23 protein-coding genes and 1 pseudogene are annotated in these 19545 nt (G+C 46.4%); 17 read left to right on the top strand and 7 right to left on the bottom strand.

The genetic code is table 11. From position 1 onward, the window contains the following. Positions 1–190: 190 nt before the first annotated feature. The 5 genes from C4S60_RS13385 (at position 191) to maiA (ending at position 5896) form a co-directional block, all read left to right on the top strand. Positions 191–1612: an anaerobic C4-dicarboxylate transporter gene (locus C4S60_RS13385; protein WP_103880859.1), complete on the top strand. Its 1422-nt coding sequence runs from the start codon at positions 191–193 to the stop codon at positions 1610–1612. Between the two features lie 383 nt (positions 1613–1995). After that, a complete protein-coding gene (gene hppD, locus C4S60_RS13390; RefSeq protein WP_103880860.1) occupies positions 1996–3069 on the top strand; it encodes a 4-hydroxyphenylpyruvate dioxygenase in 1074 nt (357 codons plus the stop codon). Further along, positions 3062–4195, top strand: a complete 1134-nt coding sequence (locus tag C4S60_RS13395; protein WP_103880861.1) for a homogentisate 1,2-dioxygenase — start codon at positions 3062–3064, stop codon at positions 4193–4195. Before hppD ends, C4S60_RS13395 begins: the two co-directional genes overlap by 8 nt. A gap of 1 nt (position 4196) precedes the next feature. Beyond that, positions 4197–5231, top strand: a complete 1035-nt coding sequence (locus C4S60_RS13400; RefSeq protein WP_103880862.1) for a fumarylacetoacetate hydrolase family protein — start codon at positions 4197–4199, stop codon at positions 5229–5231. Continuing rightward, the gene (maiA, locus tag C4S60_RS13405) at positions 5231–5896 is read left to right on the top strand and encodes a maleylacetoacetate isomerase (protein WP_103880863.1); all 666 of its coding nucleotides are present in this window, start codon (positions 5231–5233) and stop codon (positions 5894–5896) included. The genes C4S60_RS13400 and maiA overlap by 1 nt, the downstream gene beginning before the upstream one ends. 110 nt (positions 5897–6006) lie before the next feature. Here maiA and C4S60_RS13410 read toward each other — a convergent pair whose 3' ends face one another. Beyond that, positions 6007–6882, bottom strand: a complete 876-nt coding sequence (locus tag C4S60_RS13410) for a LysR family transcriptional regulator (protein WP_167390984.1) — start codon at positions 6880–6882, stop codon at positions 6007–6009. Positions 6883–7026: 144 nt separating this feature from the next. On the opposite strand from C4S60_RS13410, the gene C4S60_RS13415 reads away from it, so the two are divergent. After that, complete coding sequence (locus C4S60_RS13415; RefSeq protein ID WP_103880865.1) at positions 7027–8085, top strand: medium chain dehydrogenase/reductase family protein; 1059 nt, start codon at positions 7027–7029, stop codon at positions 8083–8085. A gap of 82 nt (positions 8086–8167) precedes the next feature. Here C4S60_RS13415 and C4S60_RS13420 read toward each other — a convergent pair whose 3' ends face one another. After that, positions 8168–8653 (bottom strand): VOC family protein, encoded by a 486-nt coding sequence (locus tag C4S60_RS13420; RefSeq protein WP_103880866.1) that lies wholly within the window; start codon positions 8651–8653, stop codon positions 8168–8170. A gap of 297 nt (positions 8654–8950) precedes the next feature. On the opposite strand from C4S60_RS13420, the pseudogene C4S60_RS13425 reads away from it, so the two are divergent. Further along, positions 8951–9247 (top strand): annotated as a pseudogene (locus C4S60_RS13425) (AraC family transcriptional regulator); the annotation flags it as partial. Between the two features lie 200 nt (positions 9248–9447). Here C4S60_RS13425 and C4S60_RS13430 read toward each other — a convergent pair. Beyond that, complete coding sequence (locus C4S60_RS13430; protein WP_103880867.1) at positions 9448–9927, bottom strand: MarR family winged helix-turn-helix transcriptional regulator; 480 nt, start codon at positions 9925–9927, stop codon at positions 9448–9450. A 131-nt stretch (positions 9928–10058) separates the two neighbouring features. Here C4S60_RS13430 and C4S60_RS13435 point away from each other — a divergent pair, with 131 nt between their 5' ends. The 5 genes from C4S60_RS13435 to C4S60_RS13455 all read left to right on the top strand — a co-directional run bounded on the left by C4S60_RS13435 (position 10059) and on the right by C4S60_RS13455 (position 14075). Then, a complete protein-coding gene (locus tag C4S60_RS13435; protein ID WP_103880868.1) occupies positions 10059–10964 on the top strand; it encodes an EamA family transporter in 906 nt (301 codons plus the stop codon). A 1-nt stretch (position 10965) separates the two neighbouring features. Beyond that, positions 10966–11559 (top strand): NADPH-dependent FMN reductase, encoded by a 594-nt coding sequence (locus C4S60_RS13440; protein ID WP_103880869.1) that lies wholly within the window; start codon positions 10966–10968, stop codon positions 11557–11559. Positions 11560–11868: 309 nt separating this feature from the next. Continuing rightward, positions 11869–12171, top strand: a complete 303-nt coding sequence (locus C4S60_RS13445; RefSeq protein WP_103880870.1) for a hypothetical protein — start codon at positions 11869–11871, stop codon at positions 12169–12171. A 51-nt stretch (positions 12172–12222) separates the two neighbouring features. Next, positions 12223–12927: a helix-turn-helix transcriptional regulator gene (locus C4S60_RS13450; RefSeq protein WP_103880871.1), complete on the top strand. Its 705-nt coding sequence runs from the start codon at positions 12223–12225 to the stop codon at positions 12925–12927. Positions 12928–12929: 2 nt separating this feature from the next. After that, the gene (locus C4S60_RS13455; RefSeq protein ID WP_103880872.1) at positions 12930–14075 is read left to right on the top strand and encodes a DNA alkylation repair protein; all 1146 of its coding nucleotides are present in this window, start codon (positions 12930–12932) and stop codon (positions 14073–14075) included. A 309-nt stretch (positions 14076–14384) separates the two neighbouring features. Here the strand turns inward: C4S60_RS13455 and C4S60_RS13460 are convergent, their stop codons facing one another. Continuing rightward, a complete protein-coding gene (locus C4S60_RS13460; protein ID WP_244183100.1) occupies positions 14385–14954 on the bottom strand; it encodes an acyl-CoA thioesterase in 570 nt (189 codons plus the stop codon). 112 nt (positions 14955–15066) lie between these two features. On the opposite strand from C4S60_RS13460, the gene C4S60_RS13465 reads away from it, so the two are divergent. After that, positions 15067–15477, top strand: a complete 411-nt coding sequence (locus C4S60_RS13465) for a PPC domain-containing DNA-binding protein (protein ID WP_103880873.1) — start codon at positions 15067–15069, stop codon at positions 15475–15477. A gap of 11 nt (positions 15478–15488) precedes the next feature. On the opposite strand, the gene C4S60_RS13470 is transcribed toward C4S60_RS13465, so the two are convergent. Next, the gene (locus C4S60_RS13470; RefSeq protein ID WP_103880874.1) at positions 15489–15968 is read right to left on the bottom strand and encodes an aminoacyl-tRNA deacylase; all 480 of its coding nucleotides are present in this window, start codon (positions 15966–15968) and stop codon (positions 15489–15491) included. Positions 15969–16168: 200 nt separating this feature from the next. On the opposite strand from C4S60_RS13470, the gene C4S60_RS13475 reads away from it, so the two are divergent. The 3 genes from C4S60_RS13475 to C4S60_RS13485 all read left to right on the top strand — a co-directional run bounded on the left by C4S60_RS13475 (position 16169) and on the right by C4S60_RS13485 (position 17461). Next, the gene (locus tag C4S60_RS13475) at positions 16169–16528 is read left to right on the top strand and encodes a cupin domain-containing protein (RefSeq protein ID WP_103880875.1); all 360 of its coding nucleotides are present in this window, start codon (positions 16169–16171) and stop codon (positions 16526–16528) included. A 96-nt stretch (positions 16529–16624) separates the two neighbouring features. Continuing rightward, positions 16625–17140 (top strand): O-acetyl-ADP-ribose deacetylase, encoded by a 516-nt coding sequence (locus C4S60_RS13480; RefSeq protein ID WP_103880876.1) that lies wholly within the window; start codon positions 16625–16627, stop codon positions 17138–17140. A 69-nt stretch (positions 17141–17209) separates the two neighbouring features. Beyond that, entirely contained in the window at positions 17210–17461 is a 252-nt protein-coding gene (locus C4S60_RS13485) for a DUF2999 family protein (RefSeq protein WP_103880877.1), read from the top strand. A gap of 232 nt (positions 17462–17693) precedes the next feature. Here C4S60_RS13485 and C4S60_RS13490 read toward each other — a convergent pair whose 3' ends face one another. Both C4S60_RS13490 and cspE read right to left on the bottom strand, forming a co-directional pair. After that, positions 17694–17834 (bottom strand): adenosine deaminase, encoded by a 141-nt coding sequence (locus C4S60_RS13490; protein WP_103880878.1) that lies wholly within the window; start codon positions 17832–17834, stop codon positions 17694–17696. Between the two features lie 391 nt (positions 17835–18225). Beyond that, positions 18226–18438 carry a transcription antiterminator/RNA stability regulator CspE gene (gene cspE, locus C4S60_RS13495; RefSeq protein ID WP_103880879.1) on the bottom strand — a complete coding sequence of 71 codons (213 nt, stop codon included), beginning with the start codon at positions 18436–18438 and terminating at the stop codon, positions 18226–18228. Between the two features lie 899 nt (positions 18439–19337). On the opposite strand from cspE, the gene C4S60_RS13500 reads away from it, so the two are divergent. Next, positions 19338–19541, top strand: coding sequence for a hypothetical protein (locus C4S60_RS13500; protein ID WP_103880880.1), 204 nt, complete (start codon positions 19338–19340; stop codon positions 19539–19541). Positions 19542–19545 lie beyond the last annotated feature (4 nt).

Consider the following 19545-nt stretch of genomic DNA (forward strand, 5'->3'; position numbering starts at 1 on the left):
GTTTTTTTGCGGCTCATTACTCGTACCGTTGATCTTGATTCCACTCAAATGCGAGTGACTCCTCAATAATGTGACCGGCTATTGAAATTTGTAACCTTGTTTGAATTTATACGTTTTACCTCATTGAGATCAGTAATTTGCCAATTACACGGTCGTATGATGATTTCATCGTAGAGTAAAAGGAGTTGTTATGTTTTATGTTCATATGCTGCTACTTTTGGCAGTGATATTTGTTGGTATTCGCTACGGCGGCATCGCCTTTGGCTTGCTGGGCGGATTAGGCGTCTCCATTCTAAGCTTCGTCTTTGGCATCGCTCCGGGCAAACCTCCGATTGGCGTTATGCTGATCATCCTTGCGGTTGTCGCCGCTTCCGCCACACTCGAAGCCACTGGCGGTCTAAAACTGTTAGTAAAGTACGCTGAGAGCTTACTGCGTAAACACCCTTCCAAAGTTGTTTTCCTCGGGCCACTTTGTACCTATTCCCTGACGGTGTTAGTCGGAACGGGTCACTCGGTATACCCTCTCCTGCCGGTAATTTATGACGTAAGCATCAAACGCGGAATTCGCCCGGAACGCCCCATGGCCATCTCCACGATAGCTTCTCAAATGGGCATCACAGCCAGCCCAATCGCTGCTGCCGCCGCCGTGGTAATGGCTACAGCAGCAACTAACCACCTCGACATCACACTGGGTCAGGTACTACTGGTAACTATCCCGGCAACACTGACAGGTGTGCTGATTGCCGCCACCTGGAGCCTTAAGCGCGGTAAAGAACTGAACGACGATCCAGAATTCCTAGAGCGCTGCAAGGATCCTCAGTTCAAAGCGCAATTGATTGACACCAGCGAAACCAGCACAGATGAAACCGGTCAACAGGAAGATCAGAAAGCCAAACGCGGTCTCACGGTTTTCTTACTCGGTATCCTGACGGTGATTTGCGTCGCCATGTTTGGTAAAGATCTCGGACTGCTTCCAGATGGTGTTAAGACGTCAACAGCACTGCAATTTCTAATGTTGTCAGTCGGTGCCATCATCCTATTAACCACCAATGTAGATCCGAAAAAAATCGTCAACACCAACGTGTTTATCGCTGGTATGAGTGCGGTCATCATCATCTTTGGTATTGCCTGGATGAGTGACACCATCATCGCTTACAACAAACCCTACATTATCAGTCTGGTCGAAGATGTGGTGAAAACTCACCCGTGGACCTTCGCCATTGCCATGTATGTCTCGTCCGTGTTCCTGAAAAGTCAGGCGGCGGTCTTGACCATTATGTTACCTCTGGGCTTCGCCCTTGGTATTCCGGCAGAAGTATTGATTGGCGTATTACCTGCCTGTTATGCCTATTATTTCTTCCCATTCTATCCATCCGATCTTGCCGCGATCACCTTTGACCGCTCAGGTACCACAAGAATCGGCAAATACATCTTAAACCACAGCTTCCTGATTCCGGGCTTTATTGGTGTCTTTACGGCTACCAGCATTGGTTACGCCCTCTCTACCGGCGTGCTGCCTATCTGGCTATGGGCCATTGCCATCGCTGGACTGGCGTTTGCAGTCAATAGCTATATGAATCGTTTGAGCAGTGAAACGCTGAGGATTGCTTAAGTCCCCTCGTCATCAGTTAAACGGAGCCACTGGCTCCGTTTTTTTATTGTAATTGATGCACATAACGGAACCACGTAAAGGTGGTTGTACTGTTTTTTATTAATTTTTACACCTTGTAGCACACTGTGAGCCCTCTCACGATCCTGTTTTTTCACGCTTATCTTTCAATAAGTTAAAAATGTGCATTTTCCGGACAATGACAGAAACATCCACTTTGTAGCAAAAATGTTACAAAGTGACTTTATCAGCGCTTTTGAACTAAATCCTTGAGTCGGTTTCTTTTTTTTTACTTGTTGTCCAGTTTTATAGAAGGGCGAACAACGCCTGCCTACATTAAGTTCCCCGGAAGTGGGAACCGTTACAACTATCAAAAGGAAAGTTTCATGAGCATCAACTTCAATCCTCTGGGCACCGATGGCTTTGAGTTCGTCGAATATACCGCGGCCAATGAGCAAGGCATCAATGATCTGAAAAGATTATTCGATTCGCTTGGCTTTGCAGAAATCGCTAAGCATCGCTCCAAAGAGGCATGGTTGTACCGTCAGGGCGACATCAACTTTATTGTCAATGCTCAACCGCACAGTCAGGCAGAAGCGTTCGCCAAAATTCACGGTCCCTCGGTCTGTGGTATGGCATTTCGTGTGAAAGACGCAGGCAAAGCCATGGCTCATGCTCTCGACAATGGCGGCAAGCAATACGTAACTGAAATTGGCCCCATGGAGCTCAGCATCCCTGCCATCTATGGGATTGGCGAAAGTTTGCTGTATTTTGTCGACCGCTACGGCAGCAGTAGTATTTATGATGTGGACTTTAAGTTCTATCCCGATGCGGATAAGCGCCTCGCTGAGCAAGATGTTGGACTCTACGAACTTGACCACCTCACCCACAATGTGAAACAGGGACAAATGGATACCTGGTCAGGCTTTTATGAGCGCTTGGGCAACTTCCGCGAGATCCGCTACTTTGACATCGAAGGCAAACTCACCGGCTTAGTGAGCCGAGCAATGACCGCGCCTTGTGGCAAGATCCGCATTCCCATCAATGAATCTTCCGATGACAAGTCACAGATCGAAGAGTTCATTCGAGAATACAACGGAGAAGGCATCCAGCATATCGCATTGACCACGGATGATATCTACCAAACGGTGCAGACCCTGCGCGACAGAGGCATGGAGTTTATGCCGACCCCGGATACTTACTACGAAAAAGTAGATTCTCGAGTGGAAGGTCACAACGAAGACGTCAAACGACTCAGAGATCTGCGCATTCTCATTGACGGTGCACCGATGAAAGACGGCATCTTACTGCAGATTTTTACTCAAACCGTCATCGGTCCCGTATTCTTTGAAATCATCCAACGCAAAGGAAACGAAGGCTTTGGCGAGGGCAATTTCAAGGCCCTGTTTGAATCAATAGAAGAAGATCAAATTCGCAGAGGAGTACTGGACGATGCGTAAATGGCCGACGTTTCCTCATCGGGAAGGCACCTACTCGAAACAAGCGCATGCCGACTTTCCAGAGCAGGCAATCTACGAACGCGAAGCAGGTCGGGAAGGATTTTTTGGCCCCGCAACGCATTTTCACCACCAGCATGCTCCAACCGGCTGGAGTGAATGGGAAGGGGAGCTAAAACCGAGAGCGTTTAACTTTAATCAGGTACAACAAGCGCATCACAACTCTCCCTGGTCAGTACCCGATCTGTTACACAATAACGAGTGTAAGGTCCGGGTCTGGCGTCTCCATGAGGCAATGCCTCAGCTAGCGCGTAACGGGGACGGTGATGAGCTGCTGTTCATTCATCAGGGCAGTGCTGATCTATATTGCGACTACGGACATTTGCACGTCAGCGAGGGAGACTACGTCATGATCCCTCGCTCAACGAACTGGCGTCTTGAGCCTGAATCCCCGTTATTCATCCTGATGATTGAAAATACCGGTTCAGCCTACGCCTTGCCTGACAAAGGCATCGTTGGCCAGCACGCTGTATTTGACCCAGCCGTACTGGAAGCCCCTTCCATCAACGACAAGTTTAAAGCACAGTACAGCGAGAAACGGACCCAAGTTGCGCTCAAACGGGACAATAAGGTCAACGTCATTACCTACCCGTTCAATCCACTGGACGCGATTGGCTGGCATGGCGACCTGTCGGTACTCAAACTGAACTGGCGCGACATACGACCTTTAATGTCTCATCGCTACCACTTGCCGCCATCAGCCCACACCACATTCGTAGGCAACGGGTTTGTTGTGTGCACCTTTGTGCCAAGACCCATCGAAAGCGATCCCGGCGCATTAAAAGTGCCGTTCTATCACAACAATGACGACTATGACGAAGTGCTGTTCTACCACGCAGGGGATTTCTTCAGTCGTGACAACATTGAAGCGGGCATGGTGACTTTCCACCCGGCTGGATTCACCCACGGTCCGCACCCCAAAGCTTTTCAGGCTGGCAGAGAAGCGAAAAAAACCTTCACTGACGAAGTGGCTGTCATGATTGACACCCGCAACGCACTCCAACATAGCCAGGCGGCGAGTGACGTTGAAAATACCGAATACGTCTACAGTTGGAAGACAGGAAGTTAAGATGAAATTAGCAACGTTAAATAATCATACTCGCGATGGCCAACTGGTGGTGGTTAGCCGCGATCTCAGACACTGCATCACCGTTCCGGAGATCGCACCCACCCTACAAGCCGCGCTGGATGACTGGCATCGTGTAAAACCGCTACTCGAAGAGGTTTCTCTGGGACTCAATCAGGGCATTTTGCTTCAGGCAATCCCCTTCAATCAGGAAAACTGCGAGTCTCCCTTACCGAGAGCGTACCAATGGGCCGACGGCTCCGCTTACGTGAACCATGTTGAACTGGTACGCAAAGCCCGCGGTGCCGAAATGCCCGAGAGTTTCTGGAGCGACCCTTTAATGTATCAGGGCGGCTCGGATGCCTTTATCGCCCCCCGCACGCCCATCACCATGGGCAGTGAAGAGTGGGGAATCGACTTTGAGGGTGAAGTGGCCGTTATTACCGGTGACGTACCGATGGGCAGCACAACCGATGAGGCGGCAGAGTCCATTCGACTGTTAATGCTGGTCAATGACGTGTCATTGAGAGGATTGATTCCCCAGGAGTTGGGGAAAGGATTCGGCTTTTTCCAGTCGAAACCCTCGTCGGCCTTTTCACCAGTGGCTGTAACACCAGATGAACTTGGCAAGGCATGGCAAGACAGCAAAGTGCACCTTCCCCTTATCTCAACCTACAACCGGGAACCTTTTGGCTACCCCAATGCCGGTGTTGATATGACCTTCAGTTTTGCCGAGCTCGTTGCCCACGCCGCCAAAACGCGCCCACTTTCTGCGGGCACCATTATTGGCTCGGGTACCGTGTCCAATAAACAAGGCACCGACTACGGTACCTCTATAGAAGAAGGTGGGGTTGGCTACTCCTGCATTGCAGAGCGACGCATGATAGAAACCATTCGCGACGGAAAACCCACGACATCTTTCATGCGCTTTGGTGACACTATCAAACTGGACATGCAGGATGCCGACGGCCAAAGCATTTTTGGCACTATAGAGCAAGTGGTTCAGCCGTACCGCCCACCTAACGCTCAGGAGGCTTGATGTCAGACTTGGTTCTGTATGAATACTGGCGTTCCTCAGCCGCTTATAGGGTGCGTATTGCGTTAAACCTAAAGCAGCTACCCTACAAGGCGGTACCCGTTCATCTTGTTAAAGACGGTGGTGAACAGCATAAGGCAGCGTTCTCAGCACTCAATGCCAACGAGTTGGTACCAGTGCTGGTCGCCCCCGCCCCTGAAGGGGGGGAAATGGTGCTCAATCAGTCACTGACCATCATCGATTACCTGGATGACCACTATCCCACGCCAAGGCTGACACCCGAGTCGGGCCAAGAAAGGTATTGGGTCAAGGCACTGGCCCAGGATATCGCTATCGATATTCATCCGATCAATAACCTACGAGTCATTCAGCATCTCAGTCAGCAGTTTGTGATGAATGACGATAGCAGGCAACAATGGATGCGTCACTGGATTGAAATCGGTTTTCACGCACTAGAAAAAAAACTGGCTAAGGTCTCGGGGTTGTGCTGTGTCGGGGATGACATCACGCTAGTTGATGTCTGTCTGGTCCCGCAACTCTATAACGCCGAGCGATTTAACGTCGATTTGACTGCCTTTCCTATCATCAGTGCCATAGGTGCGCACCTGAGAACCCACCCGGCTTTTCAGGCTGCAGAACCTGAACGGCAAAAAGATGCGGTGGTCTGATATCGGTGGAGAACTTGATAAAGTGGTATACCCCAAAGCAAGGATCGCATCATCACCGTGTTTGATACTTGTCTAACCTCGGCCCCTCAGGCTCGTCACTAGTGCCAGGTTCATTCGCTGATTTTCAGTTTTTCTGTCAAAAAGTCCATCAGAACGCGTATTTTTCGGTTATGTTGTACATCTCTATGACAAGTCAGATAAACGGGCAAGTCCGGAATATCAATCCCACAATCAATACGCGTCAGCCCTAATCTTTCTGCGACATGGGAATGAGTAAATATGACCCCGCCACCATTGCAGGCAACTTCAAGCATCAATGGCATATTATCGGTTCGAAAACAAAGCTCGTCGTTTTTTATTGGCCACCCTAATGCAGAAGATCCCTCTTCAAGCTGCTTATCACGATCATACCCAAGGATTCTATGGGTAGCGAGCTCTGCCGGCGTCGTTGGCGTTCCTGCAGATTGCAAGTAAGCATTACTGGCGTATGTTCCAAGCTCGATGTCGAATAAATACTTCATGACTAAATCTTGCTGGTGTGGGCGAAACATCCTGATAGCAATATCCGCATCACGCTTATCAAGATTGGATACCTGATTAGTCACGACAACCTGTACTTGCAACTCCGGATAAAGGTCTAGAAATTCAGCTAATATCGCTGGCAAATGGTACTGAGCAATCATCTCATTCACTGACAACCGCACACTACCCGACAACGTAATATCTTGCCCCTGAACAAGTCTTTGAAGTCTGTTTGCAGACACGGCCATACTGCGGCTCTCTTCCAGCAACATCTTGCCAAAGTCTGTGAGCGTTAACCCCTGCGTACTACGGTCAAACAAATTACGTCCCAGCTGTGTTTCCAAAGCGAGCAGTTGTCGACTTAAAGTTGGTTGTGAACTGCCAAGCAATTTGGCTGCATGATTGAGACTACCACTGTCAACAATCGCCAAAAACATGTGCCAAGAGCGCCAATCGATATTCATATTTGAATAACCACCTATCACATTTACCCATTCATTATTTTATTTGTGAATATTAAAATTGTTACATCGTTTTGTAAATCACCGTCATAAATGAATTCGACTTGTCATGCTGTCAGAAGCCTAACCGAATGAAAGGAGCGTCTAATGAAAGGTAACTTAAAAATCGTTGTAAATAGCTACGGAGATCCTACCCATCTTGTTTCCCTCACTGAACGCTTACCTAAACCGAATCATAAACAAGTACGAGTCAGGGTGTTGGCAGCAGGTGTCGGATGGGCTGATATTATGGCCCGACGAGGAGGCTATCCATTAGCATCAAAGCCTCCTTTTACCCCGGGATATGATTTCACTGGTGTCATCGATGAAATAGGCAGTGAAGTATCTGACTTCAACGTTGGTGACCATGTTGTCGGTCTCAACCCAAACTTTGGCTGCTACTCAGAGTATCTGTGTATTTCTTCAGATTTCCTGGTGCGTTTTCCGAAATACCTGGACCCTGCAGAGGTTTGCAGTCTGTGTCTGAACTACTTAACAGCTCACTGTATGCTGTTTAAAAAAGCCAACATCCAACCAGGCCAAACCATTCTGGTTCACTCTGCAGCCGGAGGCGTCGGCTCGGCTCTGGTTCAGCTAGCCAACTTAGCGGGCGTGAAGGTGTTAGGAACGGCGTCTCATCAAAAGCATGATGTTGTCCGCAGGTTAGGCGCGACTCACATAGACTACCAGTCACAAGACTTTGTTGAAGAAGTGCATGCACACTTTCCCGAAGGTGTTGATGCCGCCTTCGACCCTATTGGGGGGGAGCATCTGAGCCGTAGCTATAAAGCCCTCAAACGAGACGGTGTGCTTGTTAGTTACGGTTTTTCCGGCAAGAAATACGGCGGTCTTTTTACGATGGCCTCAGGGATCGCTCAAGTCGCCTTACTAAATATGTTACCTAGTAGGAAAAAAGTCCTATTTTGTGCACTGCCCTCTCAAGTTAAAAAAGACGTTATCTGGTACAAAGAGGCACTTACTTCACTGGTAAAATCACTAGATAGAGGACGCATTAACCCTATTATTACTGAGATAATTCCTTTGGAACAGGCAAGTAAGGCGCACCAACTTCTAGAAAGCGGAAGCACGGTTGGCAAAATTGTGCTTAAGTGCAGCACGTTTCCAAATGAAGCCGATTTCGACAACAAAGGTCCAAATGCCGCTTAATAGAGAAAAAACTTATCACTCGGTCTCATAAATGGAAACAGTGGATTGGCATTCATGCCAATCCACTGTTTTAAACTTATATTTACTCGTAATCTGACGCGTAAGTTTCTTCGTAAGTGTGCGAGTACAGTTCGAACAGGTTACCGAACGGGTCTTCCAGGTAAACCATTTTCGCTGGCTTACTATCATCTTCAGGGTGATAACGCATGATGTCCATACGAACTTTACCGCCGAATTGTTCTGTACGTTGAATCGCGCCTTCGAAGTCGTCTGTTTGCAGACAGAAATGGAAGATACCCAGACGAGAGAAGTCCACTACATGGCGTTCTTGGCGCTCTTTCATTTCAAATAATTCAACGCCAATACCGTCCGTTGTCACCAGGTGTGCGATGTTGAAGCCCTTAAAGCCTTCACCAAATACCGCGATACACATTCTACCGATTGCCGTCTCGCGCTCTTCAATTACCTTAGTGTTGTTCATAACGATTTTAAGACCAAGCGCTTGGGTGTAAAACTCAACCGCTTTGTCCATGTCGCCTACCATGATACCTACGTGATTCATTTTCATAATTCTGCTCTCAACTTTGATGACTGTCGGATGTTTCGTTTCGATGAGGAGAGTATAGGGACAGATGTGCATCAGATAAAATTATCAATTATTATTTTTTAAATAACATTATGTTATCAATCATCGCGCACTGATTTATGCCGTATACGATTGAGCTTGCTTTATTCTCCCATATTAAAAATGGCCATCACCAACAGGAAAGTGAAGAACATAGAATCACCATAACCAACTGAAAAAAATAAATAATTTATTAGAGTTCAAGGCACACCGAAAATACTCCCTCTTTTAGGGAGGGTTACAGATACACCAGATGAAGAGTTCCAGTATGATATCTGCGGCTCGCACGGAGGAGAGGTTCCAGCAAATGCCTATGGAATCAAATCTGGAACAATACCTACTGGCAGGTGTGCCATTGCTACCCATAAGGGGAACCATGATGGTATTGGCGACACCGTGTATCACTTGTATAAAAAATGGCTGCCAGATAGCGGCGAAGAATTAAGAGACTACCCTTGTTTCTTCCGTTACTTAAATTTTGTTCATGAAGTAAATGAATGTGAGTTGTTAACGGAGATCTATCTACCGATTAAATAGTAAGCGGCTGAGAGCGGTGGTCTGCATGCAGAGACAAAGGCAAACCACCGCTACTTAGTTGGATGAGCAAAAACCAAGTTGCGTATCAGTCAAATTAGAAAGACAGCAAACTTGACACAAAGATGTAAAAGCTCACGCTGTAGGCTTTTTGTTTATAGTGCTTGATAATATTTCGACACACTAAAAAGTCTTACCTCTGACTACTCTGCTGACAGTATCTTTTTTAGCAACCCCGCCAACTGTTCTTGTTCCTGGCGATTCAATACACTCAGCATGTTACCCATGTTGGTTACGTGTGCATTCAATACAATATCAACCAATTCGCTTCCCTTGTCCGTCAGGGTCACTTTGCAACTGCGCCTGTCTTCTTCACTGGCTATACGCTGCACGAAACCACTTTTAACCAACTTTTCAATGCGAGTGCTTACCGTACCAGAGGAAAGCATCAGCGTGTGGTAAAGCTCTGTCGGCGTGATTGCTTTGTCGCTGCGGCGCATGGTAGCCAAAATATCAAACTCAATACTGCTCAGTCCATGCTCTTGAAAAACTGGGGTTAACTTCTTCTCCCAGATACTGCTGGTACGACGCAGTCGCCCTACCACCCCCATGGCTGAACAATCTAAATCAGGCCTAACCGCTTCCCACTGTTTAAGTATGTTATCGACTTTATCAGATGACATATTTACCCCCCCAAAAAATATCTTTCTAAAAAGATACTTGATTAAAAGCAAAATCTCCATTACTTTATAGAAAGTATCTTTGCGTAAAGATACTTTCTATAAAGATTATTGCACATTCGTTGAGGTAGGTTATGAACAATATGCAACAAATTCGGACAATAGCGCTAACCGCTATTGCACCTATTGTCTGGGGTAGTACTTACATAGTGACAACCGAAGCATTGCCACCGGAAAGCCCGCTCATCACTTCCACAATTCGCTCGCTGCCAGCGGGAATACTGCTGGTGCTGGTTAGCCGGACGGGGTTATCTGGTTTATGGTGGGTGCGCATGGCGGTGCTGGGTTTTCTCAATATCGGCCTGTTTTTCTTTTGCCTGTTTTTTGCCGCGACCTACCTGCCGGGTGGCATGGCATCGATTGTTATGTCTAGCCAACCCATTGTCGTGATGCTCCTAAGTGGCTTGTTGCTGCATACCCAGTTTTCTTCTACACATCTCACTGCCAGTTTATTGGGAGTCATTGGGGTTACCCTTTTGGTACTAAACAGTTCTGCACAACTCAATATCGAAGGAGTGTTGGTCGCCATACTCGGCACATTGAGCATGGCGCTGGGCGTCGTGCTAACGAAGAAATGGGGACGTCCAAATGGTATGACACTCGTTGGATTCACAGGTTGGCAACTGCTATTTGGTGGCATTATGTTGCTCCCAGTCTCGCTCTGGCTAGAAGGCATTCCTACCCAGCTTACTCCCATCAACTACCTAGGATATGGGTATCTGAGTCTGATTGGCGCGATCTTAGGTTACTACCTTTGGTTTCGCGGAATAGAAAAACTGTCGCCACTGACCGTCTCTTTTCTCGGGTTCCTAAGCAGTGTCTCCGCCTGTTTTCTAGGGTACTTGTTCCTGAATCAAACCTTAACTTGGCTACAACTACTCGGCGCCCTAGCCATTTTGTTATCCATTATGCTGACGACACCTCGCCCGTCTGCACAAACTAATCATTTACCACAGTTTCAAACCACAAAAGGAATATAGTATGAAGATTACCATCGTATCAGGAAGCCAAAGAGCGAACTCTCAGACTCTAAATGTCGCCAATTATCTCGCTACTCTGGCTAAGCCTCATTTTGAACACGTCAACGTTCTCGACTTGCACCAATTGGAATTGCCATTTTGGAATGAAGGAGTGTGGCAAGGCAGCGAAGAGTGGAAACAATGGGAGCCTATTGCTCACGTACTTAAACAGTCAGACGCGTTTATTTTTATTACCCCAGAATGGCATGGAATGGCAACGCCTGCCCTAAAAAACTTTTTGATGCTAACCACCGACGAGGAACTGGCTCACAAAGCCGCGTTATTGGTGAGTGTTTCAGCCAGCGTCAATGGTGTCTACCCAATCAGTGAACTGCGCATGACGGGAAATAAAAACAATCACGTATGCTTTCTGCCGGACCATCTGATATTTCGTAACTGTGAAGCCATTCTGACCGCTGAGCACAAATGCAACGACCAACACCAGCATGACCGTAGCGAATATACCCTGCAGTTGCTCGCAGCTTACGCCAAAGCTCTTGCTCCTGTACATCGAGATATGGTCAATACAGGCAAGCCGTTTCGTTATGGGATGTAGTTAGACGTGAGGGTTATGGCGCGAGGCCATGACCTAAAACGTTCGTATTTTGGCACGTCTCTTCAATCCACTATTCACGATAATCTCAAGCAATGCACATATTATTGGCTTCAATTGTCCGTGCAAGGGTGAATGCCAAACACCAGAGACGCGCAATCTACCTTCAATCGATCCTCCAGCCCTCAAAATCGCCCAGCGGTATTGAATTTTAGCGTGGCATAAAAAATCGGGCGATAAGAAACATTGTTGCCACAACGCTGTCAACAGGGGGTAGGCATACTTCTCCTGAACTCAACAAGGAGAAAGACCATGAACACAAAAAAAGCCGCGAACTGTCTGGAAATTGTCAGCTATAAAAGTATTGTATCAGTAGAAGCGATGATACCAGTTAACCAACAAATGCAAACGTTTTTGCATCAGCAACCAGGTTTTGTCCGTCGGGAGCTGGCCCATGAGCAGCAATCCTGGACCGATTTGGTTTGGTGGCAAGACTTAGAAAGTGCCAAGGCAGCTGCCGAAGCCCTGATGAGTCAGCCGTTTGCCGAGACGTTAATGGCCAATGTTGACCCGGAATCGATCCATATGCAACACAAACAGTTGTGTAGGCTGTAATCCAGACCCACAGATGAAAGCGGCGACTGAGATATCGTCAAGGAGCAGTATATGCGCAAAGCAGAACGACTTTTTCAGTTACTAACATTTTTGCAAGGCCGCCGACTTCCGGTTACTTGCCTGCAGATTAGTGAAGAGTTGGAAGTAAGCAAGCGCACAGTATACCGCGATATCGCCGTGTTGCAGCAGTCCGGCATCCCCATTGACGGGGAAGCCGGTATCGGCTACCTGCTGGATCACCGTTTTCAGATGGCGCCTATGATGTTTGACCAAGCTGAACTGGAGACAATCCGCCTTGGCATGAGCCTTATCCGAGCCAGTGCCGATGATGAGTTGAAACGAGCCGCTCAGCAGGTATTGCACAAGGTGGCCGCACAGTTACCTAATGACGGTAAAAAGAACTTCAACGATTCTGCTCTCGTAGTGCCGCACTTTGAACTAAGTGAACAAGAGAAGCAAAGCTTGGTTTTACTACGTAGTTGTATCCGTGATCAGCAGGCCGTTCGTCTGGATTACAACGATGAGGCTGGGCGAGGCACCGAGCGGGAGATAGAACCGCTTGGCATTATGTGTTATTTGCGCCATTGGACACTAATTGCATACTGTCGTTTGCGTGACGATTATCGTGCCTTTCGTATCGATCGCATACGGAATATCGTCGCACTGGAGCAACACTTTGTCTCTGATGACAATAAATCGCTGCGGCACTATCTGGAGCAGCAGCAACAGCAATATCAATTAACTTGGTTTTATTAGTCATGCCTGAATCTTTTAAAAACGTATTTAGTCCACAACTGGTGCAGGACCTTGCCCGTCAGTTGCAACATGCCGACAGCCAGTTTAACGCCAGAGGCTTTGTCTGTGCGATAAACAGCGAACTGGAAAGCCTTGAAATGAAACAGCGCAGTGATCTGATTTGTCATCAACTGGCTCTGTTTTTGCCTGGGGACTTTGCCCGTAGTTGCGACATCTTACACGATGTCCTTGGAGAGCCGATTGATCCAAAAGATCCTGACTCAGGCAATATAAAATCAAGCGAGCAGCACGGTGTCAAAGGCTGGGCCATAATGCCAATGGCGGATTATGTTGCGTTGAATGGCATACAGCACTTTGACCTAGCCATGCCCCTATTAAGAGAAATGACACAGCGGTTCAGTTCTGAGTTTGCTATCCGTGTGTTTTTGGATGTGCATACTGACAAAACTATGCAGGTAGTACATCAGTGGGCCTTAGATGAAAATGAGCACGTGCGTCGACTGGCAAGTGAAGGCACTCGGCCACGTCTGCCTTGGGGGATGCGGCTGAACAAATTTGTGCAGGATCCACAACCTTTGCTGCCACTGCTAGAAAAGCTCAAAGATGACCCGAGTGAGTATGTACGTCGCTCTGTTGCCAATAACCTCAACGACATCAGTAAAGACCATCCTGATCTGGTAGCGCAGGTTGCTGCCGACTGGTTGGTAGATGCCAGTAAAGAGCGCAAAAAACTGGTACTACACGCCTGCCGAAGCCTAATCAAATCTGGCCATCCTGCAACATTAAACGCGCTTGGTTATAACGCTGCAGAACTAGGACCATGCTCACTAATGCTATCGGCACCAGAGCTTATCTATGGCAGCTCTATCCACCTGAGTGCCACCATAAAGTCTGTAGCAAAACAGCCGAAACCTTTGATGATCGACTACATAGTGCATCATCAGAAAGCCAATGGCTCTACCTCACCAAAGGTGTTTAAATGGCGCACCGCAGAACTGGGCGCCGGTAACACTCTGACTATCCGCAAAAAACACACTATCAAGCCTATCACCACCCGGAACTATTACCCCGGTCAGCACAAGGTGGAGCTACAGGTAAACGGTAAAATTGTCGCGCAGAGTGAGTTTGAGCTAGTGATGCCGTCGTGAATAACTTTTGCGTACTTGAATTAATCTTTGTGTTATCTGAAATCAAAGAGGCGTAACTCTCTCCGATATTTCTTCTCAATAACAATTAGTTCTACTCAAAGTACTTGGGGTAATTGGTTAACAGCAATACTGAGCGACTTTTTCTGGATGAGCCATCTGTGCACCTTGATAAGCAAGCTAAACAAGGGCTAGAAACGCAATTTTTCTCCATTGTGGGGTTTTCTTTCACGGTTTCGAGGTTGCCAGCGATAAGGAAAGGTACGCTGATTTCAGCGGCAACCAATGCCACTGGGAGCCCTGATACACTCTTCACGCACTCGTGGGTGGCCAGGGTCTGTGCTGCTCTGAATCCACCCACTCCTGAACCCACTTAGGTGTATCCTCTTCAAGCGGTTGTTCACCTGAAGCGTCAATCACTTGCTGTGGCGATACAATTCCCTGTTTTGAGGTCACGCCTGCCCGGATCAACACCGATGAGCAAGGCTCGCCCTTCACCCACATCGACTGCTCCAGATAAAACCACTTGTCATCGGTGGCCACACATTGAGTCTTCATCGTAATTTTATCGAACATGTGAACACGTTTTCGATAGCGTACCGAACTGCCTGCAACAACCAACCCCCAACGGTTTTGTTTTAACGTCGACATCAGGCCACATTTCACCGACAGAGCCGTCCGGCCGAGATCGTAAAGAGTCAAAATGCGACCATTGTTGAGTTCAAGAAACAGATCAATATCCCAGGGGTGACAACGAAATTCGATAATGTCTTGCTGGACATAAGAAAGCTTGGGCTGCTTCTTTGACTGCATGATCGTCTTAGCAAGCCGGAAAAACGGGTACATAAAGTTACTCTCGATGATGTGGTGACCTTTAACCATAGTGCGACTTTGGAGGATTTACTCTAAAGTCTTGCTGTTTTTGTGTACATCCCCTCAAGTTCTGGCAATATTGCTGACAACTTTTTAGTTCTCCCAACACAAGCTCACCACTATGCCTATTACACCCATCGCCGTTCGGCTCACACGCGGTACAGACTTAAAACAAGCCATCGCAAAACTGGTTCAGCAACATCAGTTGTCAGCAGGGACAGTTGCGTCATGCGTCGGCTGCTTATCCACTCTCCATATCCGTTTGGCCAACGCGGAACATAGGTTACTGCGCCAAGAAGCATTTGAAATTGTGTCTTTAATGGGAACGCTGACCCCGGCTCATCAGCACCTGCATATCGCTGTCGCTGATGCAGAAGGTAAGGTTTGGGGTGGACACTTGCTAGAGGGGTGCGTGGTGGCGACGACCGCAGAACTGATTATTCACCAGTACTCCGAATTAGCGTTTACCCGCGAGTTTGATAGCAGTACGGGTTACAGCGAACTTGTTGTTAAAAAAAAGCGACCTAAATAGGCCGCTTATCATTAGTGGAATACCTGACTACTGAACCTGAAGCATTTCCTGTCCGCAATAAGCTCCTGAAACGCTGCCCGGTCAAGTTTAAGTAAGGTTTCGTGATCACCCGCTTCAATGTACACATGATCAAGATGGGTAAGTAGTTCATCAAATACTGTCGACATATGGTAAGCGCTTCCTACAGGAGGCACCGCACCGTGGTCACAATCTTCAAAAAGTTGATAGACCTGTCTTTCTTTCACCAAATGAAAACTGGCATTCAGCTCATCATTCAGTTTTGACAAACTGACCTTATTATTTGCAGGTAATACCGCCATCATATGATGGCCTTCATGATCCTCCAGTACCACCCCCTTCGCTAACGCAACCAAAGGGATACCCGCTTCAACCCCACTGTGCAGCGAACTGCGGCTATGGTTATGAGTAATGGTTTGATAGGAGATATCATGTTCGCGCAAATAATGGTCTAACCGAGTTGAAATCGTCATACAAACCTCCGTTTGCTAAAGACCATACAAAGTATAGGTAATAGAACTCTCATCAGCCATCAATTGCCCGCCCCGCGTTCCCTAAAAGTTGTACAGAGCAAGGATTGTTAAATTAATGTTAATCCGGTAACGTAGTGCTATAACGCCTCAATGATCGAGCTAAGCGTTGCTATTTCGAACTCCCACTAAATGGAATTACTATGACAATCGAGAAAACATTACGACGAATTTCACCAGATTTGAGCCAGCAACAAGCCACCGGCACGGACCCGCAAAAATGCTTGTCAGGCAACCCTATGCAACGAGTTCACAACCAGTTTGCTAACAGCAAAGAAAACTTTTTCTGTGGTACCTGGGGCTCTACAGAAGGTAAATGGACCATCAGCTACAGTGAAGATGAATTCTGTTACATCATTAAGGGAAAGGCCATCATCACCGATCAGACAGGTCGCAGTGAAACTGTTGTACAGGGTGATGCTTTCGTAATCCCCGCTGGCTTTGAAGGCACTTGGGAAACCATCGGCGAAGTAGAGAAATTCTACTCAATGTATGAAGAGTAGCCCTCGGGTAAACATAGTGCTGTCACTCACCGTTATCCGAACGTCCGTTATCTGGCTTAGAATAAACCGTGACAAATCAGGTTAAAGGCTTGAACTATGCAAAATATCTTGCTGATCAACGGTGACATTACCAAAGCTCGCGTCGATGCCATTGTGAACGCCGCCAATACCAGAATGCTGGGAGGCGGAGGTGTCGATGGTGCCATTCATCGCGCTGCGGGCCCAGAGCTACTTAAAGCCTGTTATGAAGTAAAAGAGGTGGACGGCAAACGCTGTCCGTTTGGTGATGCGCGTATAACAAGCGCAGGAAATTTGAACGCTCGCTACGTTATCCATACCGTGGGGCCAATTTATGACAAATTCGCCCATCCCGAAGCGGTACTGGCCTCAGCGTATAAACAGTCACTCGATCTGGCCCTGGAGCACGACTGCAAGACCGTTGCCCTTCCCGCCATCTCATGTGGCGTCTATGGCTACCCACCCGCCGAGGCAGCGCAAGTTGCCCTCGCGGTTTGCCGACACGATAAGTATCAGTCACTAATAATGACCTTTTATTTATTTGGTGATGAAATGTTGGCAATTTGGCAGAGCGCGCTCAACAACGGCGAATGATCGCCTTGCGCATTGCCTAGTGGTAAACTGCAGTCTTCGTTTTTGTAAAAAATATTAAAAGGTAATCTGATGAACCCGATTCTTGCACTGTTGAAAGAGAACAATATTAGCGACACTCAAATCAATGAGATTTTCGAAGTGCTCACGCAGAACCCTCTTGCGGCAATGGCAACAATCAGCCAACTGGGCCTACCTCAAGACAAACTACAGCTTCTCATGGGACAAGTAATGCAAAATCCGATGCTAATCAAAGAAGCCGTTGAAGAACTTGGCCTCGACTTTGCGAAAGTAGAAGCCGCAAAAGAGCAGCTTCAAAAATAGTTTTTTTGAGCTTTTCATGATAAGAAGGTCGCTGAACTCAATAGCGGCCTTTTTCAGGCAAAGTGGCCTTACTCAAACATAAACCCAATAATGACAATTCGTTTGACGTAATGAAAAGTAACTCAGTCATGAGCAAAGTGTACCAGGCTATTTTATTTTCGAAAAAACCGAAACGAGTTTAACAACTGTACGTTTCGTAACAAAGGCTCACACTGAACTACCCCAATAAGGGTTATAAGTCAAATAACTTGTCGAATTCACGCTGTTCTAGAATGTCTTCGATTTTTCTTCTCGTTGTATTGACGTTTTTATTATCACCGTCAATTGGTTTTTTCTGGTCTTTCTTGGATGACTTCTTTTTTGTTTGGCACATATGAATCTGCTCTCTTTATATCAACGTTCAGTAGGTTGAGTAGGTACGCCATTTATCTGTTAAACCTGATAAAGGGGGGGCCTTGATCTTTTCAGATGAATAGCAATATAAAGTCACGTTAGATGAAGTAAAATATGGGAAGAATTTGGCGTCGTAAGATATTACAATTGGGTGAATAGGATCGTTTGTAATGTTAGTTATGTAAAATCATCATTCGGATATAAACATAATTCACGTTTTTTTGCTGTGGAGTGTGATTTTTGATCACTTACTTTTTTATACCAGTATCGCTGGCGACTTGTTCTTCGAGACAATAATATTCCTCGTAATAAAAGATGAAAAATGGGCAGAAAGTTTAGGTGCAATGATGACATCATTGCACCTAAATAGATTATAGCGCTGTTACATCAGACGCTTGAGGGCCTTTTTGGCCTTGCTCCACTGTAAAGCTCACTTTTTGGCCTTCAGTAAGAGTTTTGAAACCTTCAGATGCGATCGCTCTGAAGTGAACGAATACATCAGCTCCGCCATTGTCTTGTGAAATGAAGCCGAAGCCTTTAGTTTCGTTGAACCATTTTACTGAACCAGTTGTTTTAGTAGACATAGATACCTCTAAGAAATTATTAAGATCGAAAACTGCGAGCAAATGCTATTTTAAAAAACCATGAAGAGAAGCTATCGCAGGCGTTAGACGAAGGTATCGAAAAGTAACTGAGAAAAGGCTTGAACTAAATTTTTACTTATAGCTCGTTTGCAAGAGCTAGGCACACTATACAGGGTGTTAAACAAATGAACAGTTTTATTTTCCATTTTTGCAATTTAATTTATTTCGGCCCAAAATCTTCGCGAACGCAGCCTTCACAAAACCAGCCTAGATCTTCGTTCAGGCCAGACTTAGCAGATACGCTACACAACTTTTTGGACAACCTCTTTAGTAAATCAACGCTTGGTCACTTGACAGCGACATTGCCTACTCAACTCAGAGAAAGAAAAAACATCAACGGTCAGAAATATTGCTTAACTTTCAGCTACAAAAAAGAAACCACTGCAGATAACAAACCTAAACGATTGATTTTAATGAATAATAAATTAAACTGAAAATCCCTACCTATTCTAATATTTACGTGTATAGTATGGCAGGTTTTTAAATCCGAACGCTCTGTAAATAACAGAGTATGAATACCAATTCAGCTTCCTTAAAACTCAATACAGCCTTTTGATTGGTCAATTAACTCTTCGTATTTAACCCAACTAGTCTGTAATTAAGCTCCCCGTTACTGTGAACGCAGGTTAACACTAGACGTAGGGATGCACTCTATCTTTAAGATAAAATACAAACGAGTGATACCAAGAACTGTGCGTTGAATATTCTATGCACAAGTGAACCACTTAGCTCTGAAAATCTTTCTTGTCCTGGCTTTACAGGATAGCGCTCATTGAGTGATTAGCTAAAAACTACATTTGAATCATCTCAATCTCTGGCGATCAAACAACGGAAAAAATATGAGAAAAAACCGAGAAAAACTTAAGAAAAACATGTGGAAAAACAGCCAAGAGGCCAAGTTTGAGCAGATGGTTTCGGAATACCACAGTGCCAAAGCAACCCTTGATACCCTAGAAAAAGACAGTGCTGAATACGCGGCTCAGAATAAGCACTGTGACTCCCTATTTGCAAAAGCTGAACGCTTCTTTAAACAGCATCAATAACTAC

It is taken from the genome of Vibrio hangzhouensis (assembly GCF_900107935.1).
Classification (GTDB): Bacteria; Pseudomonadota; Gammaproteobacteria; order Enterobacterales; family Vibrionaceae; genus Vibrio; species Vibrio hangzhouensis.